We start from the raw sequence: 15,370 nt of genomic DNA on the forward strand, positions 1-15,370 counted from the left end.
GACCTCGAGGGGCAAGGCGCTTGCGCTAGACAAATAAGAAAAGCGCAAGCACCTATTACTGCCCCGACAAGCAAATGGAGAAAAATCGAGGAGGCAGCTTTTCAGTAAAAAATCCACACTTCTAGAAAATAGAAGTGTGGATTTTTTCATGTTTAAAATAGCCATAAGAATGACTTTTATTTGAGTATAGGTAATTCTTCAGGTGGATGAGAAGTGGCAGTCGAGCACAAATAACTGCGAACAAAAGAAGAATGTGTCATAGTAGAGAAAACTAGTATTATTTTTGCAAAAGGAGTTCCAAATGTCTTATTTAGAAATTGGGAGAATAACGATTCCTGCGATATGGATAATTGTAATAGGAGCAGTCTTTATAAGTTCTTTTCTCTATCGAGTTGCTTTAAAAGAAAAAGTAGGAGAATGGGTTAGTAATGCATTTTTTACTTATATTCTTGTGTGGAAGCTATCCTATATTTTATTTAACTTTTCGTTAGTTAGCCAAATGCCGCTTTCAATCGTTTATTTTAATGGAGGAACTAAAGGACATTTTCTTGGCATCCTTGCAGTAATTACCTATGTGGTAGTTGTTGGTAAAAAGAAACCCCGGCTATATATGGAGGTACCGTATTTTCTGTTGTTATTTTTTGCTACTTATGAATTCATGAACAATATAGCAAACGAAAATATTATAATAGCTATACTATTTCTAGTAATTATCATAATCCAAATTGTTTTACATAGAAAAAAAGCAGAGTGGATGAGGGAAGCATTTACACTGTTAATTGTTGTTCAGCTTTTGCTAGTCACTATAAATGATTCTCTCTTTTCCATCACAGCCTTCACTTTTATAGGCTTTTATTTACTTTCAATATGGATTAAATTTTTCAGAGAATAAGGCAGTTCCATTTAATGTGGGCTGCCTTTTTATTTATTTGTTCCTTTGTATATCACCGGACAGACTTCTTTGCAATTTAAGGTCATTATCTTCAAGATATCTTATGGTAACCTTTGTATATAATACACGACTAATTCAAAAAGGGGGGACAATTATATGAATGTAGCACTTTTAGTGATGACAGCTGTCCTAAATCTGTTTTATTGGTCAGGAGAAGGGGAGAAGATAGCATCTATAAAGAAAAACGAACAATTGGAGCAGTCTGCGATTAGACAAAAACCACCGAAGCTAGCCGTCACTATAGGAGAAATCCCCATTAACGTCTTTCTGTCTGGCTATGGATGGAGTTCCAGGTTGTTATTCAAGATGGAAGTACTGGACAAATGAAAACAATATAAGACCAAGACAAAGTCAATGAGTTCCTCCATTTAGTGAATGAGCTTGAATTTATACCGCATGAAGATCAGGAAGGAAGCGTTGGCTGGAGATACGCTGTTTACTTGTATGATGGAAAGACAGTTTTTAATACAGACTTATCTAATATCCAAAACCAAGTTTATCATTCCAAACCTAATATTATTCCATTGGTTGATACTTTTTATAAGGAGTTAAATATAGAAGAAAGCCCCATCACAGAATGATGAGGCTGGTTTGAACTAGTAAGAAATAAAATATTGTTATCTTTTCGTACCTCGGAAGCCTGCTGCTTCAGCTTCTTCCTTGCTACAAAACATCTCTTCAGCAATTGTCATTTCGTAATATTGTTGTCCAGGTGTATGATAGATTTTTTCACCTTTAGAATTGATATTACCTTTAATCGTACAATCAGCATCGTTGTTTTTTGTTGAATCTGTTTCAGTAAGTTTTTCTAACTCCTCAATCGCCTCTTTATCGTAGCCTCTATCTGTTACATAATTCTCGACAGACCATATGCCAACCGCTTGTTGTTGAGCGGACTTTTGAATAGATTCGAACCAGTCAACATGCATTGTATTCGGGGCGTATATATATGCCACCCGAGCAAGTCCTTCTTTTAATAATTCTTCTTGGACACTCTTACCATCAGCAGTGTAAATGTAGGCGAGGAGACGATTATACTTGTCTCTATAAGAGACGTCAAACTCTAAGAAGACCGTATCTTGTCCCTCTAGTAGCTGTTTCGTAAAATCCTTTGCCTCCTGTCCAAAAGGCTGTACTCCAAGCTTTGGATGATTAGTTTCAGGAGTGTCTACCAATAAAAAACGAACATTTTCATTTGCACCGTTGTATTTTATTTTAATCGTATCTCCATCAATCACGCTGACTAACGGAAATTCTTCAAATTTAGATATATCGTGAATGGTACCTGGTGACGTGACCTTTGTTGGTTCTTTTTCAGTTTGTTGAGTTTCCTCAGTTGGTCCTGTAAATGGAGTTTCTTCCACTAGTTCATCTATACTGCTGCATGCCCCTAACAAAATGGTTAAGGACAACAAATACATAATCCATTTTTTCATATCAATTACCTCTCTCTTTCAATCGGTCACTATCTTAACATACAAATAAAAGGAAGAGGAAGAGAAAATGCAGAATACAGTACGTTAGACGTAGCTTTTTTCCATTAAAAATATATTTTATTTCCATTGAACGTTTTCTTTAAAAAGAGAGTCTAACAGATACGAAAGAGGGGGAGCGAAAATGGAGCACCTAGTTAGGAGAGCAATCGCTGGAGATGACGATGCTTTCTTACAGCTAATGCAAATACATCGTGATGTTTTATATAAAACAGCCTTCATCTATTTGAAAAATGAGCATGAAGTACTGGAGGCTCTTCAAGAGGTGACTTATCGAGCTTATACAAAGCGTCATCAAGTGAAGGAGTCATCTTTTTTTCAAACATGGCTTGTAAGAATACTGTTGAATTATTGCATGGATACATTGAAGAAACAAGGGAAGCTAGCATCCTTAAATGAATATGTAGAAAAAGAAGAAAATACTTCTAACCCAGATCTCAATTTAGCACTTCAAGCCCTGCCAACTGCACAGCGAGAGCTTATTCATTTAAAATACTTTAATGATTTAAAGGTTAGTGAAATAGCTAGAAGGCTAAAAATTCCAGAGGGGACAGTAAAATCAAGGTTACACCATACATTAAAGAAAATTCGTGTGTTCATGGGTGAGCGAGGGGGGGATATTTGATGAGCGGTATAAAAAAGGTACAGCAATTAATGGATCAGCAGATGGAGGTAATCCAGGTTAGTCAATCTACTGGAAGTGCCATATTAAATGGTATCAAGCTAGCCCAGAGAAAAAAACAACGCAAAACAAAAATAGTTTTTAGCTTATCAGCAGTAGCCGTGCTGTTCCTTGGCTTTACCTTTATGACCCGAATCTCTCCAGCCTTTGCTCAGGTTTTTGAGAGCATACCTGGCTTAGGTGCTATTGTAGCAATTATTGAATACGACAGAGGGGTAGAAGACAGTGTTCAAAATAACTATTTTGAGGAAATCGGTGTATCCAACACAGAAAACGAGGTTACCTTTACATTAGACGGTGTCATTGCAGATGAAACTGGAATGTTACTTTCCTATACCCTCGAGTCTCCTCAATCCGTTAATGATTATCGCTTAGGTAAGACTGTACTGCTACAGAATGAGGAAGAGTTGGGTCTTGTATATGTAACTTCAGATTTTGCGCAAGATGAACAAACCAATGAAATAAAGAACACGATTAGAATTTCTGATCCGAGTAGTGTAATCGATTATTCTAATCCATCCTTTGAATTAGAAGTGTCCGTTATAGGGCAGGAGGAACTAAAATTTGTAATACCTTTTACATTAAATAATAAAATAGCAAAACCAAAGAAATATAATATTAATCAAGAGGTGATAGTAGCTGGGCAAAAGTTTACGGTTGAACAAGTGAAAATTTCACCCTTGCATGCTGCTATTGAGATAGAAACAGATAACCAAAATGATATGGTAATTTTTGATTTCCTTTCCATTGAATTGCAAGATGGAGATGGGGATATGTGGGGAAATGGATCTTCTTCCATTAGTGGTTTTGGGAGTGCAGATAATACGAAAAGAACGTTTTTTTTGGAAAGCAGTTATTTTCAGGAACCAAAAGAGTTATTTTTAGTCATTGGTGATTTAGTCGCTTTACCAAAGGATGAGCGAGAGGTCGTCATAGATTTTGATAAAAAAGAGGTTGTTTCTATGTCCGAGCAGTATCCGTTACAGCTTGAAAATATAAGCGAAGAAGGATTCGCAGTAAGACTAGATGAACATATACATTATAAGCACACTCTTTTTAATAATGGATTAGATACAAATGGAAAGAATATCGTGCTAAGCGTATCTAATAGATTCTCTGATACGGAGAATTTTCAAGTATTTACCTTAGAAAAAGGAATGTATGAAAATCCAGTGACCTTTGAATTGCAGGGATATCCTAATTATTTGGAGAATGATATAAGCATCAAGATAAAATAGGATGATAAGTAATGGAAGATATAAAAATAAAAAAACTTTTATGGATGTTTCCGATCGTGTTTCTTCTTCATGATGTAGAGGAAATTTTGACAGTAGAGAAATTTATTCTGCCACTTCCCTTTCAAGTAACAGAAGAAGAATTTGCGCTTGCCTTTAGCTTGCTATGGGTGATTGTTACTGTGGGATGTTTAGTCACTGCAGCAAATAAAAGATTTTTAGGGATGGCTCCTAGTTCATTTTTAATGCTGATGGTTGGAGGAATTTTTTTAGCGAATGGAATTGTTCATGTCCTTCAAGGTATTTTTTTTCAGAGGTATGTGCCCGGCCTAATTACTGCGGTTATACTTTTAATACCGTTTTGCGTATATAGTATTCGTGTTTTGCTACTAACTAAAATGATTAAGGGAAAACAAATACCTCTATATATAATGCTCGGATTTATATTACAAACCCCTTTTGCGTTTACAGCCTTATTGATAGCAAAGTATTTGCTAAGTTAAAAACTAATACCATTTAGTTACTTTTTATGGGATAATTAGGTAAAAATGTTCGGGGTGTTATATGGCACTTTTACTAGGAGTATTATCTATGCTGTGTGGTTCTCTTTTGATGTCTGTAAAGGTTGAAACGCTTGATAATTCATTCTTAATGATTTACGGGGTGGGGCTATTTTTTTTAGGTGCAATGGTACTTAGCTCGAGGAAAACAAGGAGAGTAAAGAAGCCTGTTAACACCAAAATAATTCGTATATTCATGCTAATTTCGGGACCAGTCATTGTGCTGGGCGGAGTTTTATTAGGGGAATATCTTTTAATATACTTAGGTTCTTTACTATTTTTATTTGGAGCTATCTTTTTTATCCTGAAAATCGAGCTTTTGGAATGGAATGTTAAGCCACTAGTAATATGCAAATATATGATTATTTTTGGAATGATTATTGTGGTGAGTACAATTATAGGATTGCAAAATGAAAGCTTAAGGTCCTTTGGGTTCATTCAGTTAATATTAGGCGTGATTTTTGCCTTGATTGAAAGCGTGAAGGAAATAAAACCGCCTGCTAAGCAAATGCCATCTAAAGCAAAATAATATATTTTTTCTCCGAATGAGGGTACGCTAAATGTGTAAGGAAAAATGTGTACATAAGGAGAGATTCGCATGCAAGCAATTAAAGGGAAAACGGCATTGATTACTGGTGCAGGTCGAGGCATCGGTCGTGCAACAGCCTTAGCATTCGCTAAAGAGGGGATCAACCTTGGACTTTTGGGAAGATCAATAGAAAATTTAGAGGCAGTTGCAAGTGAATTGCAATCGTACGGTGTGAAGGTTTCTTTAGCTACTGCAGACGTTTCCAATATGGAATCTGTGAATGCTGCAGTTGAGAAAATTCGTGGCGAGCTAGGTCCAATTGAAATTTTAGTAAACAATGCTGGGATTTCAAAGTTTGGCAAGTTTCTTGAAGTAGACCCAGAAGATTGGGCTAAAATCATTCAAGTGAATGTCATGGGTGTTTACTATGTAACAAGAGCAGTATTACCAGATATGATTGAAAAAAATGCAGGAGATATTATCAATATTTCTTCTACTGCTGGCCAAAAAGGTGCTCCAGTCACAAGTGCTTATAGCGCCTCAAAAGCAGCAGTTATCGCACTAAGTGAATCATTAATGCTAGAAGTAAGAAAGCAAAATATCCGTGTAGTAACATTGACACCAAGTACTGTCGCAACAGATATGGCAGTTGAATTAAATCTTACAGATGGCAATCCAGAAAAAGTTATGCAACCAGAAGACATTGCTGACTTCATGGTAGCCCAGCTGAAGATGAATCCAAGAATTCTACTGAAATCAGCTGGATTATGGTCAACTAATCCATAAATCTTAAATGAAGATCGTGATGAAAATCACGATCTTTTTTGTTTACGACAATATTGATATGGATTACTACAATCCCCCAATAGATTACGACAATACAGGCTTGAATTACTACAATCGCCCAATAGATTACTACAATCATTGCTTGGATTACGACAATCACTCCTCGAATTACTACAATCCCCTCAAAGTGGCTTTCATTAAAACTATTTCTCTAGTAATGTTTTAAAAAAACTTTATGAATATGGAATATTCTGATTCTATCTAGCATATAAATAAGTAGGTTTGTGTTTTTCTATAAAAGGGAGGAGACTTAAGAGCTAAATTATGTTCAAGCAACCTATTCCATAGGGGAAATTAATAGACAAGCATAGGGAAGATAGATAAAAAATATGAGATTACAAAATGGGGGACAATCTTGGTTAAATTAAATAAGCTTGGGATCATCTTGACTTCATCTGCATTGACCGTTGGATTATTTTCTACTACTGCTAGCGCGGCAACTACGGGATTGGGGCAGCCGGATAAACCGTTAGTTCAGGTAGCATCTTCAGAGGTTGTTTATACGAAGGAAGATTTGATTAAAAAGTTTCGCTCGTATTTTCCAAAGCAATTTGATTCATTAAAAAGTAGTGACTTTCAAATGAGTAGTGGCAGCTATTACTTCCCAGAGGATGAGACAACTCGATACAATCTTAGCTTTACTCAAACGGTTGAAGGAAAAAGAGTATATGGCAACGTGGGATTTGTTGGTGAAAATTTAGACATCGAACATTACTCGTACTCACCACCAATTGGATCGGATGCCTTATTTCCAGCGAAGGTTTCCAAGGATGAAGCAAGAAAATTAGCAGAAGACTTCGTTAAGAGTTTGTTGAAGGAAGACTCATACAAGTTAGAAAGTGATAACAATTATTATTATCCAACTCGCATTTTAACAGAGCCTATTAATTATTCCTTCTCCTTCTCAAAAACCAAAAATGATATTTCAATATCGGATAACCGCGTGGAAGTGACGATTCTTGGAAATGGTCAAATCACTAATTTTTACAAATATCCATCCAAACAAGAAAAAAACACTTTTGACGAAGTGAAAAACATTAAGTCTGAAAAGGATATATTAAGTAAATTAAAAGAAAATGTTAAAGTAGAGCTTCAATATCAGGTGAATGTGGATTACCAGTCAGGAGAGCGCACGGTTAAGCTGATTTATCAACCAACGGGTAATTTTATTGGGGTCCATGCTTCAACTGGCAAATGGTTAACTGCAAATGGATTGACAGATAAATTTCCTTCAAAGACAAAGGTTACAAAGATTGTAGAGAAACCTCTACCTGCAAAACAAAAGGGAATAACGGTAGAGGAAGCTAAAAAAGTTGCAGAAAAGCTCCTACAAAATAAATCAGACAAATTGAAGCTAAGCATCCAATCAATTGATGAAATTGAAAATTATAATGGTCAGACTGTTTACAGCATTCAGTACATGTATAACCACAAAAATGGTGGAAGTGGTGCTAGTATTGAGATTAATAAAGCTACTGGAGAAATTGTTCAATATCATAATATGATGGGATATTTACTTCAAGAGCTAGGAGAAAAGCAAGCCGTATCAAAGCCAATTTCTCAAAAGGAAGCCTTAGCGAAAGCAACAGCTTTTATCAAAGAATGGATTCCATCTTACTTGCATAACTTTAGCATGCCAGTTGACGAGCCATATTATGATGAAGGAATGGGAACATATAACTTCTCCTTCCCTCGAGTAGTGAATGGAATACTAGTAAACGGAGATATGATTAACGTAGGTGTTTCTGCAGATGGCTCACTAAGCAGCCTATATGTAAATGAACAAAAAATAGATGAGTGGCCTTCTGTAAAGGATGTACTTCCTGAGAAAGAGGCAATGGCAATCTTAAGTAGTTCTTTAAAGGTAAAGTTAAATTATACAAAGCAAATGCAAAAGAAGGATAATAAGCATTATGATTTACTGTATGTGCCTGTCTACAACGATAGCCTTTACAGTACACTAGATGCTAAGACCGGTAAATGGAGCAGCCTATATGGAGAGCAAAGCTCAGTGGTTGTTTCACACCCGACTGCTGAGGAAGAACTCAATTACTTAATTAGCACGAAGATTTTAGATGTGAAGGATGCCAAAACCTTTAATGGAGATGCTGCTATTTCAAAAGGTGAAGCACTTAAAATTCTGATGAATTCTCTCACCTACTTCTATGAGGGAAGATATTATTATGAAAATGAAGCAATGGAGCAAACGTTTGATAATATCGATCCAAAGCATCCATTATATCAAGTAATTGAAAGAGCGGTTGGTTCTGAAATTCTGAACGTAGAAGGCAAAAAATTTGATGTAGACTCACCAGTAACAAGAGAAGAACTTTCTACATGGTATATTAGAGTACTCGGCTTAGAGCATGCTGCAAAGCACTATGATATATACAAGGTAGACTTCGCGGATACAAAAAATATAAATCCTGATTACATTGGATATGTCGCTCTAGCAAATAAATACGGGCTATTTGAGACATCTAAAAATCAATTTAATCCTAAGCAAGAAGTGACCTATGCGGAAATGTCGGTGTCTACTATTCGTCTAGCTCATGAGATCGCCAAAAAGGGAAGATATATTAATTATTAAATAATGCGAGCCCTCGTGTAAGCGAGGGTTTTTATTGTGGTCAGAGGTTTAAAATATTTACAATTGGGGTTGTTATAAAATGAATAAATGGATTACTTTTGATTTGGATGGAACCATTATGCAAAACCCTTTTGTTAGTCATGTGTTTCCAGAGATACAGCGTATCATCCATGAGAAAAAGAGAGATTCTGTAGATTGTGTAGAAGCATTTGTCCTAAAGCATCAAACTCTATTGAGCCAGGGGAAATTTGTTGAGGCATATGATTGGGAACAAATTGTGAATTCATATACTAATAGCATAAACCTGAACCTCCCGATTAATGTGGAAGAGATAGTGAAAAAATATTGTATGCCAACCTCAATCTATCTCTTAGAAGAAGGAATTATAGAAGTTCTGCAGGAGTTAAAGCGAAGGGGATATTCACTGGCAGTTATAACAAATGGTTATTTAAAGTATCAGCTGCCTGTATTGGATGCTTTAGGGCTTACTGCATGTTTTGATAAAATAATTACCCCTGATACAGCTGGCTATGCTAAGCCAGATACAAGGGTGTTTAAGGAGCTTCAAGCTGTTGTAGCACATATAGGAGATCGAATTGATCACGATATTATTCCAGCAAACAAGACGGGAGTAAGGGCTGTATGGATCAATAGGAGCCTACCAAACCACTTCAAGCAAGTAAAGTCCAATGCAAGAGCGGGATCTGAAGGAATGGAGGATATTCTCCTAGCTAAGCTCGCAAAGGAATCAAATAATAATGTAATATCTCTCCCAAGCGAAGCTATCCCAACACACGTAATTTTTAGTATTACTGAGCTTTTGGATATTTTGACATAAGCCTCACTGTATTTGAGAAAAATTAATTAATTGCACTTATTAACAAAGATTGGTAATTTATATATTAGAAAATTAGAGTGGGGAGTAAGGGATATGGAGCAATTCATTCAACCGATTCAATACAACATCCTAAAGGAACAAGCAAAAAAGTTAGTGAATGGGCTTGGAGTTACTAAGGATAAAGCAGTTATCAAAGCTTTAAAGGAACTTGTCCAAGAAAAAAACAGTGAGGCCTTTACGGATTTAAACAAAGAACAGAAGCTATTAATCGATAAAATTTTAGACCTAGAGAACAAGGAACAGTTAGAAGCCTTTTTAAAAGAACTAAGAACTTTAGTAATTCCTTTTCCAGAGGTTTCGGAGCATACGATAAAAAAATTCTTTCCAAAGGATAAAAAACTAAAGGCCCCTAAACAAAGCGTAGAAGAAAGAATTGGTTCAGTCTATTTCTGTATCACCGATAATGGTACTAATCGAAAGTATATAATATACGAAAAAGATGGCCAATTACATGGAAGACGTGGAACATATGGTAACCAAGTGAAGAAAGGAATTTGTGCCATCTGTAATCACCTCGAAGACGTCACTATGTTTATGGTGAGTTCGAAAAAAGGAAATGAAGGAACATTTACGAAACAAGGAAATACCATTTGCGTGGATAGCATACGATGTAACGAAAATATCACAGACGCCTCTAAGCTAACAGAATTTTTAAGTGGTTTGAAATAATTTGAAATGCTCTTTGATGGAAGAAACTTTGTCAAAGAGCATTTTTTAGATGAAGGAGTAAGAGAAAAGATAATTCTTTTTAGGAGTTGGCATGAATTTCATTGCCTGCTCCTTTTTTCTGTTCTTTAATGTGGGACTAGACAATATACATGGTGTATAGGAATTATTGAGTGTGATAAAAGAGGTGCAAAGGGGATAAAAAGTATGTTTTCTAGGTTTTTTTCTAAGCAGAGGTTACACATCTTCGCCCCTGTAGATGGGGAGGTACTTTCTTTAGATGATGTTCCAGATCCGGTGTTTAGTCAAAGGATGCTAGGAGATGGAGTAGCCATCATGCCAAGTGGAGGAAATATTCTTGCTCCTTGTAGTGGGTCGATTATACATCTTGCTAACACAAAGCATGCGATTGGTCTACGAACAGACGATAATACAGAGCTTCTGATCCATGTTGGATTGGAAACTGTTTCCTTAGGGGGACAAGGCTTTACTGCTTGTGTAAAAGCAGGGGATAAGGTGGAAAAAGGTCAGCTGCTACTAAAGGTGGATTGGGATTTTCTACAGGAGAATGCCGCCAGTCTGGTAACACCTCTTGTCATAACTAATAGTGCAGAAAAGACTGTTCAATTAGAACAAGTACAACATTGCGAACAGGGGAAAACGGTTTTGATGACCAGTTTCTCCAAGTGAAAAAATTGAAAGGAATTTGGAGGTGAGAAGAGCAAGTTAATTGTTTTGGCTTAAGCAATCATTTTAAAGATTCCCTAAATCTATAAGGAGAATAGGAGATGTTAATCAATGAAAAGCTATATTCAAAGGCTCGGTCGTTCATTAATGCTTCCAGTAGCTGTATTGCCGGCTGCGGCTATATTGCTGGGGGTGGGTTATTGGCTGGATCCAACAGGCTGGGGAAGTGGTAATGTAGTTGCAGCTTTCCTTATTAAAGCTGGAGGAGCAATTTTAGATAATTTAGCAGTCCTGTTTGCGGTCGGAGTTGCAATTGGACTTTCCAAGGAAAGAGACGGCGCAGCAGCTCTTAGTGGTTTGGTTGCATTTTTAGTCGTAACGACTATGCTATCTCCAGGTACAGTTTCCTTGCTCCAAGGAATTGATGTAGGCGAGGTAGATGCATCATTTGAAAAAGTAAATAATGCATTTATAGGGATACTTTCAGGAATTATAGCTGCAGCTATGTTCAATCGCTTCAGTCATGTAAAGCTGCCGGACTTCCTTGCTTTCTTCAGTGGTAAGCGAATGGTGCCAATCGTTACTTCGTTTGTGATGCTTGCTGTTTCCGTAGCACTATTCTTTATTTGGCCAATTGTTTACGGAGGATTGGTTTCATTTGGAGAAACTATCAGCGGATTAGGTGCAGCAGGAGCAGGGCTATATGGATTCTTCAATCGCCTTTTAATTCCAACCGGCTTACATCACGCGTTAAACGCTGTTTTTTGGTTTGATACGATTGGAATAAGTGACATTAAAAATTTCTGGTCGAGCTCTGGTGTCAAGGGCGTAACAGGGATGTATCAAGCGGGCTTCTTCCCAATTATGATGTTCGGTTTACCAGCAGCCGCTTTGGCTATGTACCATACTGCTAAAACAAAGCGTAAAAAACAAGCTGCCTCTTTAATGCTAGCAGCTGGATTTGCCTCATTCTTTACAGGCGTAACAGAGCCTCTTGAGTTTGCCTTTATGTTCTTAGCACCAGCATTATATGTGGTTCATGCAGCTTTGACAGGTTTGTCTTTATTTATTGCAGCTTCCTTCCAGTGGACAGCAGGCTTTGGATTTAGTGCTGGATTTATCGATTATTTCTTAAGCTTGAGCATTCCAATCGCAAATCAACCTTATATGCTGATTGTCCAAGGGCTAGTATTTGCGGTCATCTACTACTTCTTATTCCGTTTCTTAATCGTCAAATTCAATTTGAAAACTCCAGGAAGAGAAGATGATGAAGTTGAACAAGTTGAGGAAACATCAACTACTGACAATAAATTTGCAACGATGGCGACTAAAATATTTGCTGGTCTTGGTGGCAAGTCAAATGTAACATCAGTAGAGCATTGTGCTACTCGCTTACGCGTTGAAGTTAGAGATATGGACCAAGTGGATCAAATGAAAATAAAGTCATCAGGAATACATGGTATTAATGTTGTCGGTCCGAAAAGCATTCAAGTAATTGTTGGCACAAGTGTGCAGTTTGTCGCTGATGAAGTAGATAAACTTCGAAAATAAAGGTTGAAATTTGGCGTATCCAGTAAATTAGAAGTTGATTCACCTAGGTGTCTAGATGAGTAAACTCACATAGTAATAAATTGAAGACTGGCCGACTTCCTTTTGGGTCTGCCTCTCTTTTTTTCTATAAACCTAACGGGGGTGAGACGATGAAAAAGCGTTTTAAAATTACAGCTCAGGAAGGTATTCATGCTAGACCGGCTGCGTTATTAGTTTCAAGTGCTGCGTCTTGTAGGTCATCAATGGAATTGAGTTTCAATGGTAAGTCAGTAAGCTTGAAGTCAATACTTTCAGTTATGACCTTATCTATTCCTGTAAATTCAACCATTACTATTTCTGCTGACGGCGACGATGCTGCTGAGGCACTAGAAAAGCTAGCTGAAGTCATACTTTCTCATGGGATTGGTGAACTATGCGAGAGTTAAAAGGGATTCCAGCTTCAACTGGTGTCGCGATTGCAAAGGCGTATAGCTTTGTAGAACCAATTCTTTCATATGATCAAAACCATATCCAGGAGGCAGAAATAGAGGTAAATAGACTTAAAAACAGCATTGCTAGTACAAAGGAACAGCTCCAGTTAATATATGCAGCAACTCGTCAACATTTGGGAGAAGAAAAGGCTGCTATTTTTTCTGCCCAGCAGCTCGTTTTAGAGGATCCTGTTTGGATTGCGGCTATTATTGAACAAATCAATGAAGGGAAAAATGCAGAGGCAGCTTTAACTGAGATTACAGACATGTACAGGGCGATGTTCCTCGCACTAGATAATGATTACATGAAAGACCGAGTTATAGATATTCAGGATGTCTCAAAGAGACTACTTGCCGACTTATTAGGAGTAAAATTGCCTGATTTGAGCTTGATAGATTCTGAAATAATTATAGTAGCAGAGGACTTGACTCCCTCGGTAACTGTTCATTTGAACAAGCAATATGTTAAGGGAACTATCACTAACATTGGGGGGACTACTTCTCATTCAGCAATATTGGCTCGTTCATTAGGAATTCCAGCAATTGTAGGTACAAAAACAGGGACCTTTGATATCGAAGATGGTACATTGCTTATTATAGATGGTGAAGAGGGAAGAATAATAATCGATCCACCAGAAGACGTAAAAATGTTTTATCTTACTAAACAAAAGGTATTAGAAGAAAGAGAAGAATTGTTGAGAAATTATCTTTCCATGTCTAGTGTTACGATGGACGGGCATCAGGTTCATCTTGTTGCAAATATTGGAGCTCCTGAGGATGGAGAAACAGTACTTTCTGAAGGTGGGGAAGGTATTGGTTTATTTCGCACCGAATTTATGTACATGAATCGCAATAGACTACCAGATGAGGAGGAACAATTTGAAGCTTATCAAGCTGTAATTTCCAAGATGGAATACAGACCTACCGTGATTCGAACAATGGACATTGGTGGAGACAAGGCATTGCCTTACTTAGAGCTTCCAAATGAAATGAATCCTTTTTTAGGTTATCGAGCTATCCGGATTAGTCTAGATAGGCAGACAATTTTTCGTACACAGTTGCGAGCTCTCTTAAGGGCAAGCAAATTTGGAAAGTTAAAAATTATGTTTCCTATGATTTCCACACTGGAGGAGTTTAGGACTGCGAAGTCAATTCTATTTGAAGAAAAACAAAAGCTTTTAAATGCAGGAGTTATTGTATCGGAAGAAATAGAAGTTGGGATGATGGTGGAAACGCCTGCAGCTGTAATGATTGTGGATTTATTCGCTCAGGAGGCTGACTTTTTTTCTATCGGAACAAATGACTTGATACAATATATGTTTGCGGCGGATCGTTTGAATGAACAAGTATCCTATTTATATCAACCATATCATCCTGCAATTTTAAGAGCAGTTCAAAAGGTTGTAGAGGCAGCGCATCTTAACGGAAAAACGGTAGGTGTTTGTGGAGAAATGGCTGGTGAGCAAATTGCCATACCTCTTTTACTTGCACTTGGTGTGGATGAGTTGTCGATGGACCCTTTGGCTATTTTGAAAGCTAGGTCACAAATAGCTAAATTGAATCACGAAGAATTAAGGAAGCATATGAAACACATATTAACATTGGCAACTGATAAGGATGTAACAGAATATGTAAAATTGCATCTCCTGTAATCTTACTTCTTTTCTTTTGCCTCTAAATATGTAATGATGAAATATCAGGTGGAAAAACTTGAACAGATTAGATCATTGTTAGGAGGAGATTGGAATGGAAGAAAACACTGGTAAAGTTGAGATTGGCGATATTTTTACTGTTATAGATGAAAATGACCAAGAACAAGATATTGAGGTATTAGGTTTGTTGGAAATTGAAGGAGATACTTATGCAGCTGTTGGCTTTGCGGATGAAGTACAAAAAGAAACAGATGAAGATTTCGATGTATTTTTCTTACGTATTGAAGGCGAAGACGAGCTAGCTAACATTGAAAGCGATGAGGAATTTGAAAAAGTATCTGCGGCATTTATGGCTGCTGAAGCTGAATAATTTTCTTTTCTGCCCCCACTTAAACAGTGGGGGTTTTTTATTTATAAAATTATTGATAATAGTACCTTTCAAATAGCAGTATTAACTATACTCTATCCAAATATTGTTCATTTTCTTATTGGATTAACTTATCATAATCCCCACGGAAAGCGTAAATCAAATTATATAATAGAAATTATGAAAAATAAT

18 protein-coding genes are annotated in these 15,370 nt (G+C 36.9%); 16 read left to right on the top strand and 2 right to left on the bottom strand.

From position 1 onward, the window contains the following. The first annotated feature begins 301 nt into the window (after window positions 1-301). From ACQKNZ_RS18865 to ACQKNZ_RS18875, 3 genes are all read left to right on the top strand, one after another. Window positions 302-892 carry a hypothetical protein gene (locus tag ACQKNZ_RS18865; RefSeq protein WP_427661232.1) on the top strand — a complete coding sequence of 197 codons (591 nt, stop codon included), beginning with the start codon at window positions 302-304 and terminating at the stop codon, window positions 890-892. Between the two features lie 156 nt (window positions 893-1,048). Then, window positions 1,049-1,279 (top strand): hypothetical protein, encoded by a 231-nt coding sequence (locus ACQKNZ_RS18870; protein ID WP_427661234.1) that lies wholly within the window; start codon window positions 1,049-1,051, stop codon window positions 1,277-1,279. Window positions 1,280-1,323: 44 nt separating this feature from the next. After that, the gene (locus ACQKNZ_RS18875) at window positions 1,324-1,533 is read left to right on the top strand and encodes a hypothetical protein (protein WP_427661236.1); all 210 of its coding nucleotides are present in this window, start codon (window positions 1,324-1,326) and stop codon (window positions 1,531-1,533) included. A gap of 36 nt (window positions 1,534-1,569) precedes the next feature. On the opposite strand, the gene ACQKNZ_RS18880 is transcribed toward ACQKNZ_RS18875, so the two are convergent. Next, complete coding sequence (locus ACQKNZ_RS18880; protein ID WP_427661238.1) at window positions 1,570-2,388, bottom strand: thermonuclease family protein; 819 nt, start codon at window positions 2,386-2,388, stop codon at window positions 1,570-1,572. 181 nt (window positions 2,389-2,569) lie between these two features. On the opposite strand from ACQKNZ_RS18880, the gene ACQKNZ_RS18885 reads away from it, so the two are divergent. The 5 genes from ACQKNZ_RS18885 (at window position 2,570) to ACQKNZ_RS18905 (ending at window position 6,237) form a co-directional block, all read left to right on the top strand. Next, on the top strand, window positions 2,570-3,070 hold the full coding sequence (locus ACQKNZ_RS18885; RefSeq protein WP_154309913.1) for a sigma-70 family RNA polymerase sigma factor: 501 nt from the start codon (window positions 2,570-2,572) through the stop codon (window positions 3,068-3,070). Further along, window positions 3,070-4,365, top strand: a complete 1,296-nt coding sequence (locus tag ACQKNZ_RS18890) for a DUF4179 domain-containing protein (protein ID WP_427661240.1) — start codon at window positions 3,070-3,072, stop codon at window positions 4,363-4,365. The genes ACQKNZ_RS18885 and ACQKNZ_RS18890 overlap by 1 nt, the downstream gene beginning before the upstream one ends. A gap of 11 nt (window positions 4,366-4,376) precedes the next feature. Next, window positions 4,377-4,865 (top strand): HXXEE domain-containing protein, encoded by a 489-nt coding sequence (locus ACQKNZ_RS18895; protein WP_427661242.1) that lies wholly within the window; start codon window positions 4,377-4,379, stop codon window positions 4,863-4,865. 61 nt (window positions 4,866-4,926) lie between these two features. Continuing rightward, entirely contained in the window at window positions 4,927-5,451 is a 525-nt protein-coding gene (locus ACQKNZ_RS18900; protein ID WP_427661244.1) for a hypothetical protein, read from the top strand. Window positions 5,452-5,520: 69 nt separating this feature from the next. After that, a complete protein-coding gene (locus ACQKNZ_RS18905) occupies window positions 5,521-6,237 on the top strand; it encodes a 3-ketoacyl-ACP reductase (RefSeq protein ID WP_144540746.1) in 717 nt (238 codons plus the stop codon). Here ACQKNZ_RS18905 and ACQKNZ_RS18910 read toward each other — a convergent pair. Beyond that, the gene (locus ACQKNZ_RS18910; protein ID WP_427661246.1) at window positions 6,227-6,397 is read right to left on the bottom strand and encodes a hypothetical protein; all 171 of its coding nucleotides are present in this window, start codon (window positions 6,395-6,397) and stop codon (window positions 6,227-6,229) included. The two genes, ACQKNZ_RS18905 and ACQKNZ_RS18910, sit on opposite strands and share 11 nt — an antisense overlap. 255 nt (window positions 6,398-6,652) lie before the next feature. On the opposite strand from ACQKNZ_RS18910, the gene ACQKNZ_RS18915 reads away from it, so the two are divergent. From ACQKNZ_RS18915 to ACQKNZ_RS18950, 8 genes are all read left to right on the top strand, one after another. Continuing rightward, the gene (locus tag ACQKNZ_RS18915) at window positions 6,653-8,887 is read left to right on the top strand and encodes a PepSY1/2 domain-containing protein (protein WP_427661248.1); all 2,235 of its coding nucleotides are present in this window, start codon (window positions 6,653-6,655) and stop codon (window positions 8,885-8,887) included. A gap of 79 nt (window positions 8,888-8,966) precedes the next feature. Continuing rightward, entirely contained in the window at window positions 8,967-9,725 is a 759-nt protein-coding gene (locus tag ACQKNZ_RS18920) for an HAD family hydrolase (protein WP_427661250.1), read from the top strand. Window positions 9,726-9,818: 93 nt separating this feature from the next. Continuing rightward, a complete protein-coding gene (locus tag ACQKNZ_RS18925; RefSeq protein WP_144540755.1) occupies window positions 9,819-10,454 on the top strand; it encodes a FusB/FusC family EF-G-binding protein in 636 nt (211 codons plus the stop codon). A gap of 204 nt (window positions 10,455-10,658) precedes the next feature. After that, complete coding sequence (locus ACQKNZ_RS18930; RefSeq protein WP_427661252.1) at window positions 10,659-11,141, top strand: PTS sugar transporter subunit IIA; 483 nt, start codon at window positions 10,659-10,661, stop codon at window positions 11,139-11,141. A 108-nt stretch (window positions 11,142-11,249) separates the two neighbouring features. Beyond that, a complete protein-coding gene (gene nagE / locus ACQKNZ_RS18935) occupies window positions 11,250-12,689 on the top strand; it encodes an N-acetylglucosamine-specific PTS transporter subunit IIBC (protein WP_151112649.1) in 1,440 nt (479 codons plus the stop codon). Window positions 12,690-12,838: 149 nt separating this feature from the next. Continuing rightward, window positions 12,839-13,114: an HPr family phosphocarrier protein gene (locus ACQKNZ_RS18940; RefSeq protein ID WP_144540764.1), complete on the top strand. Its 276-nt coding sequence runs from the start codon at window positions 12,839-12,841 to the stop codon at window positions 13,112-13,114. Beyond that, window positions 13,102-14,811 (top strand): phosphoenolpyruvate--protein phosphotransferase, encoded by a 1,710-nt coding sequence (gene ptsP, locus ACQKNZ_RS18945; protein ID WP_427661255.1) that lies wholly within the window; start codon window positions 13,102-13,104, stop codon window positions 14,809-14,811. Before ACQKNZ_RS18940 ends, ptsP begins: the two co-directional genes overlap by 13 nt. A gap of 94 nt (window positions 14,812-14,905) precedes the next feature. Beyond that, window positions 14,906-15,181, top strand: a complete 276-nt coding sequence (locus ACQKNZ_RS18950; protein ID WP_151112651.1) for a DUF1292 domain-containing protein — start codon at window positions 14,906-14,908, stop codon at window positions 15,179-15,181. Window positions 15,182-15,370: the final 189 nt, after the last annotated feature.

The sequence above is a fragment of the Psychrobacillus sp. NPDC093200 genome, from assembly GCF_050280345.1.
In the GTDB taxonomy this organism is placed as follows: Bacteria; Bacillota; Bacilli; order Bacillales_A; family Planococcaceae; genus Psychrobacillus; species Psychrobacillus faecigallinarum.